This is a genomic window from Gordonia sp. UCD-TK1 (assembly GCF_001691435.1).
Lineage (GTDB): Bacteria > Actinomycetota > Actinomycetes > Mycobacteriales > Mycobacteriaceae > Gordonia > Gordonia hongkongensis.
Genome location: NZ_LZMP01000010.1, coordinates 62,460 through 79,655, shown reverse-complemented (window position 1 = coordinate 79,655; position 17,196 = coordinate 62,460). Strand labels below are relative to the sequence as shown.

General features: G+C 69.4%; 19 protein-coding genes, 1 tRNA gene and 1 pseudogene. 5 read left to right on the top strand and 16 right to left on the bottom strand.

Annotated features, from left to right (window positions below):
- Positions 1-61: 61 nt before the first annotated feature.
- From A9310_RS07780 to A9310_RS07755, 6 genes are read right to left on the bottom strand one after another with little or no spacing between them, the layout of a single operon-like run.
- A complete protein-coding gene (locus A9310_RS07780) occupies positions 62-610 on the bottom strand; it encodes a hypothetical protein (protein ID WP_065630083.1) in 549 nt (182 codons plus the stop codon).
- A complete protein-coding gene (locus tag A9310_RS07775; protein ID WP_065630082.1) occupies positions 607-1,203 on the bottom strand; it encodes a DUF6286 domain-containing protein in 597 nt (198 codons plus the stop codon). Before A9310_RS07775 ends, A9310_RS07780 begins: the two co-directional genes overlap by 4 nt.
- Positions 1,200-1,751, bottom strand: coding sequence for an Asp23/Gls24 family envelope stress response protein (locus A9310_RS07770; protein ID WP_065630081.1), 552 nt, complete (start codon positions 1,749-1,751; stop codon positions 1,200-1,202). The genes A9310_RS07775 and A9310_RS07770 overlap by 4 nt, the downstream gene beginning before the upstream one ends.
- On the bottom strand, positions 1,744-1,923 hold the full coding sequence (locus A9310_RS07765; RefSeq protein ID WP_065630080.1) for a DUF2273 domain-containing protein: 180 nt from the start codon (positions 1,921-1,923) through the stop codon (positions 1,744-1,746). Before A9310_RS07765 ends, A9310_RS07770 begins: the two co-directional genes overlap by 8 nt.
- Positions 1,920-2,258, bottom strand: a complete 339-nt coding sequence (locus A9310_RS07760) for a hypothetical protein (RefSeq protein ID WP_065630079.1) — start codon at positions 2,256-2,258, stop codon at positions 1,920-1,922. The genes A9310_RS07765 and A9310_RS07760 overlap by 4 nt, the downstream gene beginning before the upstream one ends.
- Positions 2,258-2,758 carry an Asp23/Gls24 family envelope stress response protein gene (locus tag A9310_RS07755; protein ID WP_058252039.1) on the bottom strand — a complete coding sequence of 167 codons (501 nt, stop codon included), beginning with the start codon at positions 2,756-2,758 and terminating at the stop codon, positions 2,258-2,260. The genes A9310_RS07760 and A9310_RS07755 overlap by 1 nt, the downstream gene beginning before the upstream one ends.
- 124 nt (positions 2,759-2,882) lie before the next feature.
- Between A9310_RS07755 and A9310_RS07750 the strand changes: the two genes are divergently transcribed.
- Both A9310_RS07750 and A9310_RS07745 read left to right on the top strand, forming a co-directional pair.
- The gene (locus A9310_RS07750) at positions 2,883-3,545 is read left to right on the top strand and encodes an RNA polymerase sigma factor (RefSeq protein ID WP_065630078.1); all 663 of its coding nucleotides are present in this window, start codon (positions 2,883-2,885) and stop codon (positions 3,543-3,545) included.
- On the top strand, positions 3,538-4,017 hold the full coding sequence (locus tag A9310_RS07745) for a hypothetical protein (RefSeq protein WP_065630077.1): 480 nt from the start codon (positions 3,538-3,540) through the stop codon (positions 4,015-4,017). Before A9310_RS07750 ends, A9310_RS07745 begins: the two co-directional genes overlap by 8 nt.
- Positions 4,018-4,074: 57 nt before the next feature.
- Here the strand turns inward: A9310_RS07745 and A9310_RS07740 are convergent.
- From A9310_RS07740 to A9310_RS07720, 5 genes are all read right to left on the bottom strand, one after another.
- Positions 4,075-4,146: transfer RNA gene (locus A9310_RS07740), tRNA-Val, on the bottom strand.
- 171 nt (positions 4,147-4,317) lie between these two features.
- The gene (locus A9310_RS07735) at positions 4,318-5,025 is read right to left on the bottom strand and encodes a CPBP family intramembrane glutamic endopeptidase (protein ID WP_058253137.1); all 708 of its coding nucleotides are present in this window, start codon (positions 5,023-5,025) and stop codon (positions 4,318-4,320) included.
- Positions 5,026-5,076: 51 nt separating this feature from the next.
- Positions 5,077-6,168 carry an NAD(P)H-binding protein gene (locus A9310_RS07730; RefSeq protein ID WP_065630076.1) on the bottom strand — a complete coding sequence of 364 codons (1,092 nt, stop codon included), beginning with the start codon at positions 6,166-6,168 and terminating at the stop codon, positions 5,077-5,079.
- A gap of 102 nt (positions 6,169-6,270) precedes the next feature.
- Positions 6,271-7,254 carry a YafY family protein gene (locus A9310_RS07725; RefSeq protein WP_065630075.1) on the bottom strand — a complete coding sequence of 328 codons (984 nt, stop codon included), beginning with the start codon at positions 7,252-7,254 and terminating at the stop codon, positions 6,271-6,273.
- Between the two features lie 70 nt (positions 7,255-7,324).
- Positions 7,325-8,890, bottom strand: coding sequence for a serine/threonine-protein kinase (locus A9310_RS07720; RefSeq protein WP_058253134.1), 1,566 nt, complete (start codon positions 8,888-8,890; stop codon positions 7,325-7,327).
- Between the two features lie 158 nt (positions 8,891-9,048).
- Between A9310_RS07720 and A9310_RS07715 the strand changes: the two genes are divergently transcribed.
- Positions 9,049-9,873 carry a maleylpyruvate isomerase family mycothiol-dependent enzyme gene (locus tag A9310_RS07715; RefSeq protein ID WP_065630074.1) on the top strand — a complete coding sequence of 275 codons (825 nt, stop codon included), beginning with the start codon at positions 9,049-9,051 and terminating at the stop codon, positions 9,871-9,873.
- A gap of 19 nt (positions 9,874-9,892) precedes the next feature.
- On the opposite strand, the pseudogene A9310_RS07710 reads toward A9310_RS07715, so the two are convergent.
- From A9310_RS07710 to A9310_RS07700, 3 genes and pseudogenes are all read right to left on the bottom strand, one after another.
- Positions 9,893-10,516, bottom strand: a pseudogene (locus A9310_RS07710) (endonuclease domain-containing protein); the annotation flags it as partial.
- A 64-nt stretch (positions 10,517-10,580) separates the two neighbouring features.
- Positions 10,581-12,560 (bottom strand): protein kinase, encoded by a 1,980-nt coding sequence (locus A9310_RS07705; protein ID WP_065630073.1) that lies wholly within the window; start codon positions 12,558-12,560, stop codon positions 10,581-10,583.
- A gap of 131 nt (positions 12,561-12,691) precedes the next feature.
- On the bottom strand, positions 12,692-13,501 hold the full coding sequence (locus A9310_RS07700; RefSeq protein WP_065630072.1) for a spermidine synthase: 810 nt from the start codon (positions 13,499-13,501) through the stop codon (positions 12,692-12,694).
- 159 nt (positions 13,502-13,660) lie between these two features.
- Here A9310_RS07700 and A9310_RS07695 point away from each other — a divergent pair, with 159 nt between their 5' ends.
- Positions 13,661-14,665: a cobalamin biosynthesis protein gene (locus A9310_RS07695; RefSeq protein ID WP_058253130.1), complete on the top strand. Its 1,005-nt coding sequence runs from the start codon at positions 13,661-13,663 to the stop codon at positions 14,663-14,665.
- Here the strand turns inward: A9310_RS07695 and A9310_RS07690 are convergent.
- Positions 14,643-15,626: an SURF1 family protein gene (locus A9310_RS07690; RefSeq protein WP_175401096.1), complete on the bottom strand. Its 984-nt coding sequence runs from the start codon at positions 15,624-15,626 to the stop codon at positions 14,643-14,645. The two genes, A9310_RS07695 and A9310_RS07690, sit on opposite strands and share 23 nt — an antisense overlap.
- Before the next feature lie 37 nt (positions 15,627-15,663).
- On the opposite strand from A9310_RS07690, the gene A9310_RS07685 reads away from it, so the two are divergent.
- Entirely contained in the window at positions 15,664-16,668 is a 1,005-nt protein-coding gene (locus A9310_RS07685) for a putative zinc-binding metallopeptidase (RefSeq protein WP_058253129.1), read from the top strand.
- Between the two features lie 17 nt (positions 16,669-16,685).
- On the opposite strand, the gene A9310_RS07680 is transcribed toward A9310_RS07685, so the two are convergent.
- Positions 16,686-17,165, bottom strand: a complete 480-nt coding sequence (locus tag A9310_RS07680) for a low molecular weight protein-tyrosine-phosphatase (RefSeq protein ID WP_058253128.1) — start codon at positions 17,163-17,165, stop codon at positions 16,686-16,688.
- Between the last annotated feature and the right edge of the window lie 31 nt (positions 17,166-17,196).

Below are 17,196 nucleotides of genomic sequence, written 5' to 3'. Positions count from 1 at the left end.
TCATCGGACGACTGCCCCGGACGAGGCGGTCTGTCGGTCTGTGTCGAGCCACCGGTCGAGGTCACCGGTCGAGGTGGATCAGAGCCTGGACGTGGACTCCGGACTCTCCGAGCGCGGTACGGATGGCGGCGACGGTCTCCGCGACGGGCGCGGTGACCTCGTCGAAGCTCCGATTCGGCGTCGCCGACACCTCGAGTCGGATGATGCTGCGCGACCGGTCGTCGATCGCCTTCGCGGTCACCTTCTGGAACAGCGGGTTCCCGGCCAGTTCCGTCGCTGCCGCGTTCGCGATCAGTTTCGGTGCGACGGTGAGCGCTCCGGTTTGATCGGAACCGTCGAGCAGGGCGTCGTCCACTGCGCGGGGCCGTACGTTGGTGGCCAGCAACAACAGGCCCCAGCCGATCGCGATCACGGTGACGCCGGCCAATACCCAGACCCACCAGGACGCCTGGGCGGCGTCGAGTGCGGCACGCTCGTCGAGACGGTCGACCCACCCGGCCACCGGCTGGGCGTCGACCCGCGAGGCCACGGCCGCGGCGCCGACCGGGATGAGCAGCAGTGCCACGAGTCCGACCGACAGCCGATGTGCGGTTGCGGGGAGACGATTCATCGGACGCTCCTCGGTCCTCGATCGCGCACGCGCACCACAACCCGCGGAGATGAGGCGAGATCGGCCGCCACGGCGGCGACCGTGCTGTCGATGAGGGCGCGGTCGGCGACCTGTCTCCGCACCCCGACGGTGCATGTGACCTTCCGTCGCGTCACCACGGTGTCGGCGTCGAGTACGCCGGGCAGGTCGGACACGGCGGCGCTGCAGCGTCGGGCGACGTCTCCGGGGCGGGTCCACATCCCCTCGCCAGCGGCGAGTTCGAGGTGGGTCCGGCGACGGGGCTTGATCGCGATCCACAGCAGGACGAGGCCTACGAAGATCAACCCGATCGCGGCGGGCCACATCCAGTTCTGCCACTGCAGTTCTGCGACCCACTCGGCGGCGGTGACCGACCACGGACGACCATCCAGCCAGCTCGCGTCAACGGCGATGTCGCGTACGGCTGCCGCGCCGAGCGCGAGGAGGATGAGCCCCAACGCTGCGCCGGCGATCGCGGCGCCCGGGAGGGCTGCGGGTGGGAAGACGTTCTGGGCGTCGGTGTTCCGTAGGGTCGCGGCAGGAGCGGTACCCGATTCGGGTGCGGTCTGCGTCATCGTCGTACCCCCGTGTCGATGCTGATGGTCGGAGTGAATGCGTCGGTGTTGTCCGAGTCCGAGGCCGAGTCCGGGTCGTCGGGGAGCGAATCGTTGTCGCGAACGTCGTCGTATTCGGGCTCGTCGGAGACCGGCGGCAGGTCCACGTAACCCTTCTGCAGGCGCCGGATCGCCTGTCGTGGCTCGAACTTGGACACCGTCACGTCGACGCGAAGCGGAACGATCCCGGCGAGTCGCTCGACCTCGGCGGCGACGTGATCGCGTGTGGTGCGGGACACCTCGGCGACCGCGCACGGCCATTCGAGGGCGAGGGACAGGGTGATCCTGGCGCCGCCCGCATGAACGGCCGCGTCGGGAAAGTTCCGCTCACCGACTCCCAGTACCGACCCGACGCCACCGCGATGGCGGACGACCCCCGGGATGTCGAGAGCCGCTCGGGCCGCGATCTTCTCGATCACGCGATCGGCGACGGTGAGCGTGCCGGGCGGCGAGTCACCCGCGGTCGGGTGAGCATCCCGGGCGGGCCCGCCGGATTCGTGCTCAGCCACGACCCCGGCTCCGCAGGAGTGCGCCCAGATCGATGGTGCCGTCCCGGTTGAGTCCCAACACGAGTCCCGCGGCGCCGAGCACGATGGCCAGCAGGAAACCGGCCAGCCCGCCGGCGACGGCGGCCAGAGCGAGGAGCAGGCCGGCGAACAGGCCCACGATCGCGTTGTTCATTGCGCTTCACCTTCTTTCGGAGTCGGCTTCGAGCTGACGCTGATGTCTGCCACGGTCACCGTGACGGGTCTCGCGGCGAGCTCCTCGGTGACATCGCGTACCCGCGCGGCAGTGCCGTGGAGGTCGTACGCGGCGTCGACGACGATGTGGACCTCGCCGTGGTCGTCGGCGAGGGACACGCCCGGGACCCGACGCCCGGGGAGGTACGTGGCGATCTCCCCGAACAGGCCGCTGTGCAGGTCACGGACGCCCGGTACGGCGAGGACGGCGGTGGCGAGGCGTTCCGCCAGTGGGCCCCCGTCGTCGGTCCGCGCCGCCGGGAGGTCCGACGTCATCACTGGACCCGCGGGGTGGTGTTCGACTCCTGCTCGTCGTCGCCGAACGCGATGTCGTGCACGGTGATGTTGACCTCAGTGACCTCGAGACCCGTCATCTGCTCGATCGCCGAGACCACATTCCGTCGAATGGCCGCTGCGAGTTGATGAATCGCGACGCCGTACTCGGCCACGATCGAGACGTCCACGGCGGCCTGACGCTCGCCGACCTCGACCTCGATGCCCTGGGTGGTGCTCACCGTCGTGCCCGGCAGGACGTCGCGGACCCGGCCGACCACGCGCTCGGTGGTGCCGCCCAGGTCGTGGACACCGTCGATCTCGCGCGCGGCGATCCCGGCGACCTTGGCGACCACGATGTCGGCGATGGAGGTGCGTCCCCGGTCGCCCGACGGATCACGGCGGGCGAGGGCACGGCCCGCGGCGCCGTCGGTGCGCGTCGCGTCGACGGTGGTGGCGTCGTCCTTGGTGGCGTCCTTGGTGGTGGTGGCGCTTGCGGACATGTCGAACTCCTTCGGTCGTCGTGTCTTCTTCGTAGACGGACCGCGTTCGGATGATGCGCGATCGCAAAGGCTGTTCACGATCCGTCTGTAAGGTCAGTCGGGACGGACGGGGGGAGTTGCACGCATGAATATCGGTGATTCAGCTCACAGGGAGCCGCTCGACCTGTCTGCGCTGGACCTTTCGGGGCTCGGTGACGACGAACTCGCCGGCGCGGCCGCCGTCGGCGACACCGAGGCGTTCGACGTGCTCGTCCGGCGCGTGACCCCGGGTCTGCTGCGATACATGCTGCGGATGGTCGACGGTCAGCAGACCGCCGAGGACCTCACGCAGGAGACTTTGCTCGACGCGTGGAAGGGGCTGCCCGACTTCGCTTTCCGGAGCAGCTTCCGCACCTGGATGTTCGCCATCGCGCACCGCAAGGCGGTGGACTACCACCGCCGCCGACGCGACGTCCCGTTCGACGACGAGCGGTTCGCCGAACTCGAGGCCGCCGGACCGCTGCCCTCCGACATGGCCGAACGGAGTCTGCTCATGGATGCCCTGCGCGCCGAACTGGACAATCTCCCCGCCAATTCGCGCGCCGCGTGGTGGCTGAAGGAAGTCGAGGGGCTTACGCTCGAGGAAATCGGACAGGTGTTGCGCATCACCACGGGGTCGGTGCGCGGTCATCTCCAACGGAGCCGGAAGTTCCTGTTGACCCGTTTGGCGCCGTGGAACCCTGGTAAACCGAGAATCACACCGACGGAGACCGTCGACGACGCGGAGGGAGGCGAGGTCGGTGCCTGACAAGCACGGACGCGACTTCGAGGCCACCGATGTCGCCGACGCCTGGCTCGTCGAGGCGACACAGCAGATCGCCGCCGACGAACCCATCGGTGACGTCGATCGGCTGATCACCTCGATCTCGGGCAGCCTGCAACGGATTCGGCGGCCGGCTCGGACCCTGGCGACCGACGAACTGCGCGTCAACACGAGCGATCGCGTCGTCAAACAACTCATCGCCGTGCGTACCCGCCGCAAACTCGGCCGCCTGACGGTCTTCGTGTCGGTCGACGGCGCCGGTGACACCGTCGACGGTGTGCGCGTCGGCCTGATCGCCCGTTACGCCGACGACCTGCCCGCGCTCTCCGACGAGGTGCGCGACATCGTCGACGACGTGCTGCTCGACACCCTTGGGTCCGAGAGCAGCGCTGCCGCCCGGCATAACATTTCCGTGCGGTGGCAGGATGTGTACACGCGGGAGTGGTTGAGCCGGTAGCGGTTTCACGGCTAGTAGCGGCGCTGGGCGCGGGTCTGAGCTACGAAATCGGGGGAGTGCGCGCAAAGGGATTCGAACCCCTGACCGCTGGTGTGTAAGACCAGAGCTCTACCGCTGAGCTATACGCGCGTGCCGCGCTGACGAACGTGGCGCTGCGCACACGAATTTAGTCGCTCCGATGCCGGTCGCTCAAACCGGGTCTGGGTGGTCGGGTCGCCAGCCCTTCGAGGCTCGTCGCTTTCGCTCCTCGCACCTCAGGGAGCAATGGCGGTCGCTTCTCGCGGATCGGGGAGCGGAGGGTCAGGCGAAGACGGACGGGAGGGCCAGGACCATGACCGCGCCCCAGATCACGTGGGTGATCGCGGGTGCGAGGACGCCGGCGGTGCTGCGCCGCAGGATGGCGCAGACGGTGCCGAGGACCGCGCCGGCGAAGCCGAGCATCACGTTGCCGCTGGCCATGGTGACCAGCACGTAGATCACGGTCGATACGAGGATCGGATTGTGCGGGCGGGCCGCCGAGTAGACCGAGCCGCGGAAGAACAGCTCCTCGGCGAGGCCGTTGAGCATCGTGATCGCGGTGACCACGGCGAGGCTGCCAAAGTCGGCGAAGGCCAGCACCTGGTTGGCGAGGTCGCTGACGCCGGGGATCATCCGTGCCACCAGGCCGCCGACCACGAACGCGCCGCCCACGGCCAGGCCGACGACGACGCCGAGTCCGATCGCTCCGATCCGGTCGGGCGGGCGGGAGGGGGTGGGGCTGAAGGCGCCGAGCCGCAGCGGTCCGGAGACGAACGCACCGACGATCCACACCGCCGCCAGACCGATGGTCAACGGGTAGAACGCGGCGTCACCCGGCTCCACCCGTAGGGAGATGCCGAGAACCACCGCACCGATGACGAGGAAGACGCCGACCAGCCAGCGTCGTCGGATGTAGTGGGCGCCGGGATCGGGGTCGCGGTCCGCGGCGACGGAGTCGTACAGGTCGCGCGCCAGTGAGGTCACCAGCACATCACCACCTAGTTCGATCGGTCAGGAAATCGGTCGATCAATGGTCACCGGTCACGACGCTACATCGGCGCGACCCGGTCGGAGGACTCCGACGACCTTCGTCGCCACCCCGAGGGACGTGCCGATCGTCTCGACGACGCTGCGCTTGACCCGCAACCAGTCGCCGCCGGCCCAGGCCGGGTCGGTGTCGGCGAGGTGGTGGAGGTCGTCGAGGTCGCACACCGAGCGGGGATACGGCGACCGCACGGATGCGTGGACGGCCTCGCGCATCGGTGTCAGTCCGCCCGCCGGCGGCGGGACGAGATCGCGGATGCGGTGCTCGGACGCCGTCATCGGATGGTCGAGCGAGGTGACGAGCTCCTCGGTGAGCGACGCCGGGACCGGCACGAGCATGCCGCCGACCCGGCCCGCGAGCCGGGTCGAGATCCCGAAGACCGGCAACCGCAACCTCGGCATCCGGATCGCCGACACGTACTCGTGCAGGATCGAGATGTAGCGTGCGCTGTCGGGGCCGGAGATGTCGTAGTTCCCGGCGGGTAGGACCGACGAGTCGCACGCCGCGGCCAGGTAGTGGACCGCGTCGCGGATGGAGATGGGATCCATCTCGTTGGTGATCCATTCGGGTTCGGGGATCACCGGCAGTCGGTCGGCCATGTAGCGAATGATCTCGAACGACGTCGAACCCGCGCCGATGACCACTGCGGCGCGCAGCCACACCAGTTCGGGCCCGCCGTCGACCACCAGTCCGTCGGCGACGTCGGCGCGGCTCTGCAGATGGGTGGACAGTTTGTCGTCCGACGGCACGAAACCGCCGAGATAGATGATCCGTCCCACTCCGGCGTCACGCGCGGCTTCGGCGACGTTGCGTGCGGCGTCGCGGTCGCCGTTCGCGAAGTCGGCCTGGCCGATGGCGTGGACGAGGTAGTAGATCGCGTCGATCTGCCCGGCGTCCGACATCGCGCTCCTGACCGACGCCGGGTCGTCGGCGTCCATGGTCACCATGCTGACTTGGTCCGACCAACCGAACTTGGCCAGCTTCCGGGTGTCCCGTGACGTGACGACCACGTCGTGTCCCTGCTTGAGCAGTGCGCACACCAAGCGGGAACCGACGTACCCCGTGGCGCCAGTGATGAGAAGTCGCATGACACCGACGGTAGAGAAAATCGGCGGAGTCGGTCGGCTCGGGAGCGTCCATGTGACAGACACGGTGCCGATGTCACGGTCGGGTAACGGCGTCGGTGACGGTCACGGTTGCGCGACGACTGCCCGTCGGTACCGTTCGGCGACCCGGTCGTGGTACTCCGCGGCGGCCACCAACTCGGCCCGGAGTTCAACCGGTTCGATCACGGTGAAATCCGCGCCGAAGGCGTACAGCCAGCGAGCGATCTCCGCGAGCGACGTGCTGTACAGCGTGATCTCGCAACTGTGCTCGTCGCCGGACTCGAGTGCACCCCACGATTCGTGGACCATCGCCGACACCGCGTCGAGCGAGGCGTGGATACGCACCCGCGCCGTGACGCGTCGGTAGACGGACCCGAGACCGCGCAGTACGAACGCCGCCGCGCCGCCCTCGGGTGGTTCGCGCGGGGTGAAACGCGGTCCGGTCGGCACCTTCGGTTCCATCCGGTCGACCCGGAACGACCGCCAGGCGCCGCGTTGGATGTCGAAACCGACCAGATACCAACGGTTCCCGTTGCGGACGAGTCGATAGGGTTCGATCTCGCGTCGGCTCTCCTCCCCGTCGTTGCGCCGATAGTCGAACCGCAGCCGCTCGTTCCGATGGCATGCGGTCGCGATCTCGGTGAGCCGGTCGGCGGACACCGCGCTCGCCGGCGCGGTACGGGGCACGGCCTCGATCCGCAGGGCGTCGAGTCGGTGGCGCAGCCTCGACGGCATGACCTGACGCAGCTTCGCGAGCGCGCCCGCCGAGGCCTCCGCCATGTCGGCGACCGCACCGGTCGTCACCGCGTCGAGCCCCAGAGCGACCGCGAGGACCTCCTGGTCGTCGAGCAGCAGCGGCGGCATCTCCGCGCCGGCGCCCAGCCGATAGCCACCGCGCGAGCCGACGTTGGCGTCCACCGGGTAGCCCAGCTCGCGCAGTTTGTCGATGTCGCGCCGCACGGTGCGGGTGGTGATGTCGAGGCGCTCGGCGAGTTCGGGGCCCGACCACTCGCGTCGTGTCTGCAGTAGCGACAGCAACGCGAGCAACCGCGCGGAGGTTTCCAACATGTGCCCATCCTGCCCGACGATGCGGACAGGTCCGGTCCTTGTTCGTCGCGTCGTCCCTGTAGGGGCGCGGTCAGCAGGTGATCTGCGATTCCGGGTCGGTGGTGTAGTCGAGCCAGCGGCCGTATGCAAGGCCGCCGATCTGATTGCGCATCGTGCAGATGTCCTCGAGAGTGCGGCCCGCGACGTAGTAGACCGCATAGATCGGAGTGCCGTCATCGCTCACCTGCTTCAGCGACGGACACGACTGATCTGTGCGCAAGTAGCTCGCACCCGGGTACTGGTTCAAATAGGACTGCACCTCGCCGGGGTAGTTCCCGGGTGCGGTCGCGTTGGCGACCACGACGATCCCCGTGCCGTCGCACGCCGGCCGGGTCATCGGCACGGTGAGACCGAGATCGCCGGGGACGATCGCGGGTTGAGGACTCGCCGACGGCCGGGGTGCCGGACCCGGCTGCGACGCGGGGCCCGGTTGCAAAGTCGGTCCGGGAAGGGGCGTCGGTTCGGCCGGCGTCGGCGTCGTCGGCTGGGGCGCCGCCTCGGTGGTCGTGGACACTGCGGATGCGTCGGCGGCTGTGGTCGCCGGGTTGTCCCGCTCGGTCGTGACGATCGCCCAGGCGACGACGCCGGCGCAGATCAGCAGCACGACGGACGTCGCCACGACGATGGGAACGAGAGGTGACCGGCGGCGGGGCGGTGTGGTCCAGACCGCGGCCCGGGTGGCGTCCCACGGCCCGGCTGGAGCGGCGGGTGTCGATGCCGACGGGGTGGCGGGCACGACGGTGGGGGTTCCGGCCGGGACGATCGTCGGCGCGCCACCGAGAGGCTCCGACCGCAGGGCACCGCCGGCGTCGGCGACCAGCGCCGCCGCCGAGAGCTGGCGCTGCGACGGATCTTTCGCCATCCCGCGGGCGATGACGTGATCGATCGCGGCACCGAGGCGCGGCGGCGGGGCGGTGAGGTGGGCGGCGATCAACCGCTCGATGGTGGTCGCCGAGGCGAACGGGTGCACTCCGGCGAGACATTCGAACAGCACGCACGCCAGCGCGTAGATGTCGGCGGGCGGCCCCACGGCATCGTCGCCGAACCGCTCCGGCGCCATGTAGCCGAAGGAACCGACTGCGGTGCCGGTGCTCGTGAACCGTGTGTCGGTGTCCGCCTGTGCGAGACCGAAATCCACGAGGTACGCGAAGTCGCGATCGTCGACGAGAATGTTGTCGGGTTTGACGTCGCGGTGGACTAGGCCGGATCGATGCGCAGCATCGAGGGCGTCACCGATCTGACCGACGATCCGCAGCGCGCGTTCAGCCGGCAGGGGTCCGTCCTGCAGGAGCAGGGTGCGTAGGTCGCGGCCGTCGACCAGGCGCATGTCGATGAACAGGCGCCCCTCGATCTCTCCCCAGTCGTGGATCGGGATGACGTGTGGATCGTTGAGGCGGGCGGCAACGCGCGACTCACGGTGGAACCGGTCACGGAAAGCCGGGTCGTCGGCGACCTGAGGGCTGAGCAGCTTCAGGGCGACGACCCGGTCCTTGCGGGTGTCGGTCGCGCGGTACACCTCGCCCATTCCGCCCCGGCCGATCAACCCGTCGATGAGGTACGGACCGAGCCGGTCGCCGGCGCGCACGGATGCAGACACGCGGACAAGCGTAGGGTGCCCGGGTCGTTCGCCGGGGCCGACACCACGCATTGTCCTCCGTTCGGCGGGTCCCGGGATCCGCAGATCGGTCCCCGATACGGTTGAACCGAGTGACCCGCCGGCGACCCTGATCGCCGATCCAGACCCGAGGAGAAACGATGGCGACGACGATCCTGCCGATCGACGAGGTGACCGAGGCTCTGATCGCGCAGTGGGGCGTGATCGGCGAACTGGCCCGCGCGCTCGACGACGATGCGTGGTCGGCGCCGTCGGTTCTGCCCGGCTGGACCAATGCCGACATCGTCGCCCACATCGTCGGGACCGAAAGCATGCTCGACGGCCGCGACGTCGAGGCCACCCGTACGGTCAGCGCCCTCCACCACGTCCGTAACCCGATCGGCGAACTCAACGAGAAGTGGGTCGACCATTACCGCCCGAAGCCGCGTGCCGAGGTGGTTGCCGCCCTCGACGAGATCATCGGCGTCCGGACCGAGGCGCTGAAATCCATGTCGCAGAACGACTTCGATGCCGAGGCGATGACGCCCGGCGGGCCGGACACGTACGGGCGATTCATGCGGATTCGGATCTTCGACTGTTGGGTGCACGAGATCGACCTGCGTGACGGCACCGATCGTTCCGCCGTGGCAGAGCCGGGCCCGGCGTCGTTCGCACTCGACGAGATCGGCGCGTCGTTGCCCTTCGTCGTCGGGAAGCGAGCCGATGCACCGAAGGGCAGCACCGTCCTCTTCGACATCACCGGGGTGTCTCCGCGAACCGTACGAATCGCCGTCGGGGACCGGGCAGGTGTCGTCGACGAGTTCGACGGCGGCGACGACGCCGCCGACGTGCGTATCCGGCTGGATGCGACGAATCTCGCGCGGTACGCCGGTGGCCGACGGGATGCCGATCCGTCCGCGGTGGAGTTGCACGGCGATCAGGCTCTCGGACAAGCGATCCTGAGCCGGATGAACTACGTGATCTAGTCGGGTGGCCCTTTGCGGCTCAGGCGGCCGAACGGCTCAACGCATTTCTCACCGTGGTCACCACCTGATCGCCGCGTTCGACGATGTCGGCCCAGGTGAAGTTCAGGACGGTCCAGCCCGCGGCGATGAGCGCATTGCGCTTTGTCCGGTCTGGCTGAAACGTCGTGACATCGCGGTGGTAGGCGAATCCGTCGATTTCGACAGCCAGCTTCTCCCGGGTGAAGGCCATGTCGATGACGTATCCCTCGGCGCTCACGTTCGGTGTCCAGCCCACTATGCCCGACTCGCGAAACAACGTGGCCACGATTCGCTCCGCCTCCTATCGCGTGCCGTCGCCGAGGAGTCGCAAGTACTGAGTGATGGCCGGAGAACCATGCCGCCCGGGGTGGCGCGAGTGTGCGGCCTATAGGTCGGCGTGCGTGGTGACGTCGGCGTCGGTCAAGCGGCGGTGCCGGACCACCGCGGTCGCCGACGAGCGCGTATGCGCTCCGTGAGAACCGGTGAACACCAGGTATTTTCGAGGTTCTTTCGGGTGGAGGCCCAGCCACCAAGCGGCGGCAACTCCACCCAACGCGGCGTTCGAGCTCACGGAGAGCACCGCGATCCGTGCCTGTGCGCGCGTCGATCGGTGATGGCCCAGAATTCTGGTTGCGGTTTGTCCCGGTTGCCGGGACAAACCGCAACCGGATCCACACGGACTCCGCGGGTCACCCGCCGACGGTCGCCTTCTGGATCAGCAGGTTCTGCTTCGGCGGGCCCGACGCCGCACCCGGGGCATTAGGGGTGTAGCCGCCGGCCAGGACCTTGTCGAGGACGGCGAGTCCGGACGGGTCGATGGTGCCGACGGTCGAGTAGGTCAAGGGGAGGTCGGTGTCGTCGGCGAGCAGGAAGAACGTCGTGGATCCGGTGGCACCCTCGTCATCGGGCAGATCGAGGATGCCGACGGTGCCGCGTGGGTAGGTGACCTGCGGTACGCCGTCGTCGTCGGTGCCGGCCGACGGCAAATTCTCGGGCAGCTCGTCCGGGCTGGTCCAGCCCGGGTTGGTGCCCTCCCGGCCGCCGGACGAGCCGCAGATGAGGTACTGCCGCGACGCGCGGTGACACTTGCTGTTGTCGTAGAAACCGGACTCGATCAACGACACCATCGCCCCCACGTTGCAGGGCGCCTCGGCACGGTCGAGCGTCAGGTCGATCGTGCCCTGGCCGGCAATGGGGATCTGCGCGTCGACCGTTCCGGTGTTCGGCTGGCTCGGGGCGGGAGCGGGCTGGGTGATGCCGCCGACCGCCGTCCGGGTCGGGTAGTCGCACGCGACGGTGCCCGCCGGGATCGCACTGGTCGACGTGCTCGGCGGGGCCGGGTCCTCATCGCCCGAACCGGCCAGGACCACGATGATGCCGGTGACCGCCAGCGCGATCACGACCAGCCCGGCTCCCACCGCGATGGCCACATTCCGTCCGGTGTTCGATTTCCGCGGCGGGGCGGTCGGGGTACCCCACTGGCCCGGGCCCGCGAACTGTTGCGGGCCGGAGAACTGTTGCGGGCCGGAGTGCTGGGGGCCCGAATAGGACTGGGGACCCGAGCGCTGGGGACCCGGGTAGGACGGCGCGCCCGAATAGGACTGGGGTCCCGAATAGGACTGGGGCCCCGAATGTCGTTGCGGGCCGGACTGTCCCGGCGGTGGCCCGAAACCGGGGATGCCGCCGGGCTGTCCGGGCGCGGGAGTGCCGGGCGAGATGATCGTGCGATCCGAGGGGACCGGACTCCCTGGCTTGCGAGATGCGTCCGAGCCGGGCCCTCCGGGCGCGTAGGTGGGCGGGGCCATCGGGGGTGGTGTCACGATGCGCGGTGTCACCGTCGGCGGTGCCGACGACGCGGGCGGTTCGGTCAGCGCCGACGCCGCGGCCCGGATCAGTTCGCGCGCCGTCGGATAGCGCTGCGCCGGATCCTTGGCGAGTCCGCGCGCGATGACCGGGTCGAGCGGACCGCCCATCGTCGGCGGTTCCTTGGTGATGTGCGCGGCCATCAGACCCTGATCTGTCTTCACCGGATACGGGGTCTGACCGGTGACACATTCGTACAACACGCAGGCCAACGCGTAGTTGTCCGAACTCGGCCCGGCGGGGTCGTCGCCGAACCGCTCCGGCGCCATGTAGGCGAGTGTCCCGAGCGCGGTCCCGATCTGGGTGAGGCGGCTGTCGCTCACGCCCTGCGCGATGCCGAAGTCGACGAGGTAGGCGAAGTCGTCGGCGTCGACGAGGATGTTGTCCGGCTTGATGTCTCGGTGGACGAGGCCGTTGCGGTGCGCGGCGTCGAGAGCCGACGCCACCTGGCCGAGGATCGCAACCGCCCGGGCGGCGGGCAGCGGACCGGCGGCGAGCAGCTTGCGCAGGTCCTGCCCGTCGACGAGCCGCATGTCGATGAAGAGGACGCCGTCCTTCTCGCCCCAGTCGTGGATCGGGATGACGTGCGGGTCGGAGAGCTTCGCCGCGGTCTTCGACTCCCGCTCGAAGCGCTCGCGGAAGTCCTTGTCGTGCACCAGGTGTGGGGGCAGGAGTTTCAGGGCGACACGGCGTTCCCGGACGGTGTCGTAGGCCTCGTAGACCTCACCCATCCCGCCACGACCCAGGCGTCTGTCGATGCGGTACGGACCCAGCGTCGTACCCGCACGCGACGATGGATCACTCACGTCATCCTCGGTTCCTCGGCGTCGGGATCGAACCCAACCCTATCCATTGGCGACAACGGGTGTGCAGCGTGTGCCGGCAGCCGGGTCACGACACCGCGTCCGGCGGGCGGCCGCGCGACCACCCCGGTGCTTCACGGCTCGTCGGTCAGGGCCTCGCCGCGGGCGAACTCGCGGGCCCGGTCACCGAAGAGGATTTGCGCCGGTAGCGGATCGCTGAGCAGGGTGCGGACGAGGGAGGCCGACGGATCGAGCGGGGTGTCGCTGCCCGCGATCACGATGTTGCCGGTGCGTCGACCTTTGAACATCGCGGCGTCGGCGATGAGCGCGAGATGGTCGAACACCGATCCGACGGTCGCGGCTTCGGCGCGGGCGCCGGCGAGGTCCCGGCTGTCGCCGCAGTTGGCGAGATACAGGCCGCCGGGGACGAGGACGTCGCGGACGCGTTCGGTGAATTCGCGCGTCGTGAGGTGCCGTGGGGTGCGATCGCCGGCGAACGCGTCCCGTACGACGACCTCGCGGGTGCCCGGTTGCAGCGACTCGACGACCTGCCGCGCATCGCCGACCCGGATCCGGAGTTTCGGCGCCCGCGGGAGGTCGAACCACTCCCGTACGAGGCGTGCGAGTTCGGCGTCGATCTCGACGGCCACCTGGCGGGCGTCCGGGTAGCGGTGGTCGAGGTGGCGCGCCAATGCGCAGGCCGCCCCACCGAGATGCAGGACCCGGAGTCGATCGGTCGTCGGGTGCCGTTCGTCGATGACGGCCGCCATCTGCCGCAGGTACTCGAAGTCGAGCGCGGTCGGGTCGTCGGGGTGGATGTGCGAGCTGTGCGCCCCGTTGATGGTCAGCAGCCACCCGCCCGCGATGGTGTCGGGGCTCAACTCGGCGACGCCGGTGTCGATGTCGTACCGACCGGGTGTCGGGTGTGCGGTTGTCCGGGCCACGGGGGCCAAGTGTGGCACGGGCCCGGCGCCGGGAGCGAAGCGAGCGGGCCGTACGGGTGCCGGCGCCGGGAGCGAAGCGAGCGGGCCGAATGGGTGCCGGCGCCGGGAGCGAAGCGAGCGGGCCGGAGGCACACGAGCCCGGGTGGATACCATCGCGCGGTGCCCAGACCGTCGCGTTTCCGTAGTCCGCACCCCGATCGCCGTCGTGGTGACGTCACCGCGGCGGGGTTGGTGGCCGGGTTCGTGCTCGACGAGCTGTTCGGTGATCCGTCGCGCGGTCACCCGGTGGCCGGATTCGGACGGCTGACGGGTGCGGTCGAGCGGCGTATGTACCGGGACTCGCGGGCGGCGGGCGTCGGGCTGGTCGGGGTGATGGTCGGTTCGACGGTGGCGCTCGCGGCGTTGCCCGGTCGGCGATCTGCAGGCGTTGTCGGCGTCGCGGTGACCGCGGCGTCGACGTGGGTGGCGCTGGGCGGCACGTCGCTGTGTCGGGTCGGCGATGCGGTCGCGCAAGCGTTGGAGGCCGAGGACCTCGAGGGTGCGCGAGCGCTCATTCCCAGCCTGTGCGGCCGGGACCCGGAGTCACTCGACGAGGCGGGGCTCTGCCGTGCAGCTCTCGAGTCGATCGCCGAGAACACCTCCGATGCGACCGTCGGTCCGCTGGTGTGGGGTGCATTGGCGGGTGTCCCCGGAGTGCTGGGGTATCGGGCGGTCAACACGCTCGATGCGATGGTCGGCTATCGGAGTGAGCGCTACCGGAACTTCGGCTGGGCGGCCGCGCGCCTCGACGATCTCGTGAACCTGCTGCCCGCGCGGCTGGCGGGTTCGCTGCTGGTGGTGATCGGCGGCGCCCCGCGGCGGACGATCGCGGCGTGGCGCCGGGACAGCAGTGCCCACCCGAGTCCGAACGCGGGGGTCGTCGAAGCCGGGTTCGCCGGGGCGCTGGGGGTGCAGCTGGGCGGTCGGACCGTCTACCCGTACGGCGTCGAGATGCGTCCGACGCTCGGTTCCGGACCGGCGCCGGGGCCGGCCGATCTCCGGGCTGCGGTCGCCTTGTCGCGGCGCGTGCAACGCGCGACGGTGCTCACCTGCGCGGTCGTCGCCGTGGTACGACCGGGCGTCGGAGCCGCGGCGAGGCGGCTCAGCCGCCGTATCGCCGGGTGAGCTTGTCGCGGACGTCGCCGGATTCGTCACCGGCGCGCGGGCCATGGCCGATGTCGCCGACCTGCTGGGTCACCGTCGTCCCGGCGGCGGCCCGCAATTCCTCTCGACGGTGCTGCCGGCGCTGGGAGCGGGACTCGACGGTCGTGGTGGCGGCGACCGGGTCGGACGGCTGGTCGACGGCGGTGCCGGCGGCCGCGGTCGCCGAAGTCTCGGTCGCGGCAGCGGCAGCCCGGCGACGGGCGCGGATCTCGGAGTAGAGGAAGTAGCCGACGCCGAGGGGGGCCATCACGCCGAAGGCGAGCCACTGCAGGCCGTACGACAGGTAGGGGCCGGTGTCGAGCTGGGGCAGCGGGATCTCGCCGAGCGAGCCCGGCTGGTCGGGGGAGAGCTGCAGGTAGAAGTCGTCCATCGGGGTGGACGTCGCCGCGGACACCAGCCCCGGGTTGATGGTCGCGACGGTCAGTGCGCCGTTCTCGACGCGTGTGCCGCGGTCGGTGCTCACGCTCTCGGCGGCCCGGATGCGGCCGTCGACGGTTTGCTCGCCGACGGGCGGGGCCGGGATGTCGGGGACCGCTCCCTCGACCGGGCGGACGAAACCGCGGTTGACGAGGATGACCCGGTCGGACCCGCTGACCGCGAACGGGGTGAGCACCTCCACCGCGGGGCGCTGATCGACGTTGCGGAGCCGGACGAGAGCCTGCCGGTCCGTCAGGTACCGCCCGGTCACCGCGACCGAACGCCACTCCGAGGACGGCACGAAGGTCGACGACGGCGCCACCTCCGCCAACGGTGCCGTCTCGATCGACGTGGCAGTGCGGATCAGGTCGTTGCGGCGTTCGGTGTCGGAGTTCTTGCCCAGCTGCCAGGGCGCGAGCAGGGTGAAGCAGGCCACCGCGAACGCCGCGACCACGAGACCGAGGGCAATCCACCCGGGCCGGAGGATCGTTCGCAGTACGTGCACACCGCCCAGGCTACCGAGCGGGGGTAGCCTGATCGAAATGCGAGACTTCCTCTGCTTGAAGTGCGGTCAGCGTCTCTCCTTCGAGAACAGTCTGTGTCTGAACTGCCGGAGCCCGCTCGGCTTCTGGCTGAAGACCAGGACCATCCACGTCCTCGACGACCAGGCGCGCGTGGAGGTGGACGGCGTGCTGCTCGAACGCTGTGCCAATACCAAGGTCGCGCAATGCAATTGGCTGGTGAAGTGGAGCGGCAAGCCGACCATGTGTGAGTCGTGCCGCCTCACCCGTACCCGTCCCGGCGACGACGATCCCGAGGCGCTGGTCATCTTCGGCCAGACCGAGACCGCCAAGCGTCGCCTCATCCTGGAACTCGACGAACTCGGGCTCCCCATCGAGACCCGGGAGGAGAACCCGGAGTCCGGGCTGGCCTTCGACCTGCTCTCCAGTGCGAAGCAGTCGGTCATCACCGGTCATGCGAACGGCGTCATCACCCTCGACCTCGCCGAGGGGGACGACGTCCACCGCGAACAGATGCGCGTCGAACTCGCCGAACCGTACCGGACCGTCCTCGGGCACTTCCGGCATGAGATCGGCCACTACTACCAACTCGTCCTCATCACCGACGAGCGACGAGCGGGCTTCGAGGAGCTGTTCGGAAACCCCGACGACGACTATCAGGCGGCTCTCGACCGCCACTACAGCGAGGGCGCTCCCGAGGGCTGGCGGCAGGACTTCGTGTCCTCATACGCGACGATGCACCCGGCGGAGGATTTCGCGGAGACGTTCGCGCACTACCTGCACATCCGCGACACGCTCGACACCGCAGCGGCGTTCGCCATGGCGCCCGCGGGCACGACCTTCGACGGGGTGCCGCCCGGGGACGTGGGATTCGACCGGGTCATCGACGAGTGGCTACCGCTGACCTGGGCGCTCAATCAGATCAACCGGTCGATGGGCCATCCCGACCTCTACCCGTTCGTGCTGCCCGAGACGGTTCTGACCAAGATCCGCTTCGTGCACAATCTCATCGCGCCGGCGGCCTGAGGAGACGCGGACCGGAGTCAGGACACCCCGAGTTCGGCCCGCACCCAGTCGATCAGGCCCGGCATCGAACCCTCGATCTGTTCGCGTGTCACCACGAAGTCGTCGGGGGTGCCGTAGTACGGGTCGGCGAGATCGAGGTCGTCGGCGGGCGCGGACGGATCGAACGAGCGCAGCAGTCGTGTGCGGTCGCCGAGACGTTTGCGTTCGAGTTCGCGCACGTGGCCCTCGTCCATCGCGAGCAGAAGGTCGGCCTCGAAATGTTCAGGTCCGATCAACGCGGCGACATGTGCGTCGGAGTAGCCGTGCGCGACCAATTCGGTTCGCGCGCGATTGTCGGCCGGCTCACCGATGTGATAGCCGCTCGTCCCGCAACTGGACACACGCACCTTGCCGCCGAGTCCGGCGTCGTCGAGTGCCGTTCGGAAGATGTTCTGCGCCATCGGTGACCGGCAGATGTTGCCCGTACACACGAAGCAGATGTGAAGTTCGTCAGACACTGCTACCTCAACAAGTCGATGTGCGCCTCAG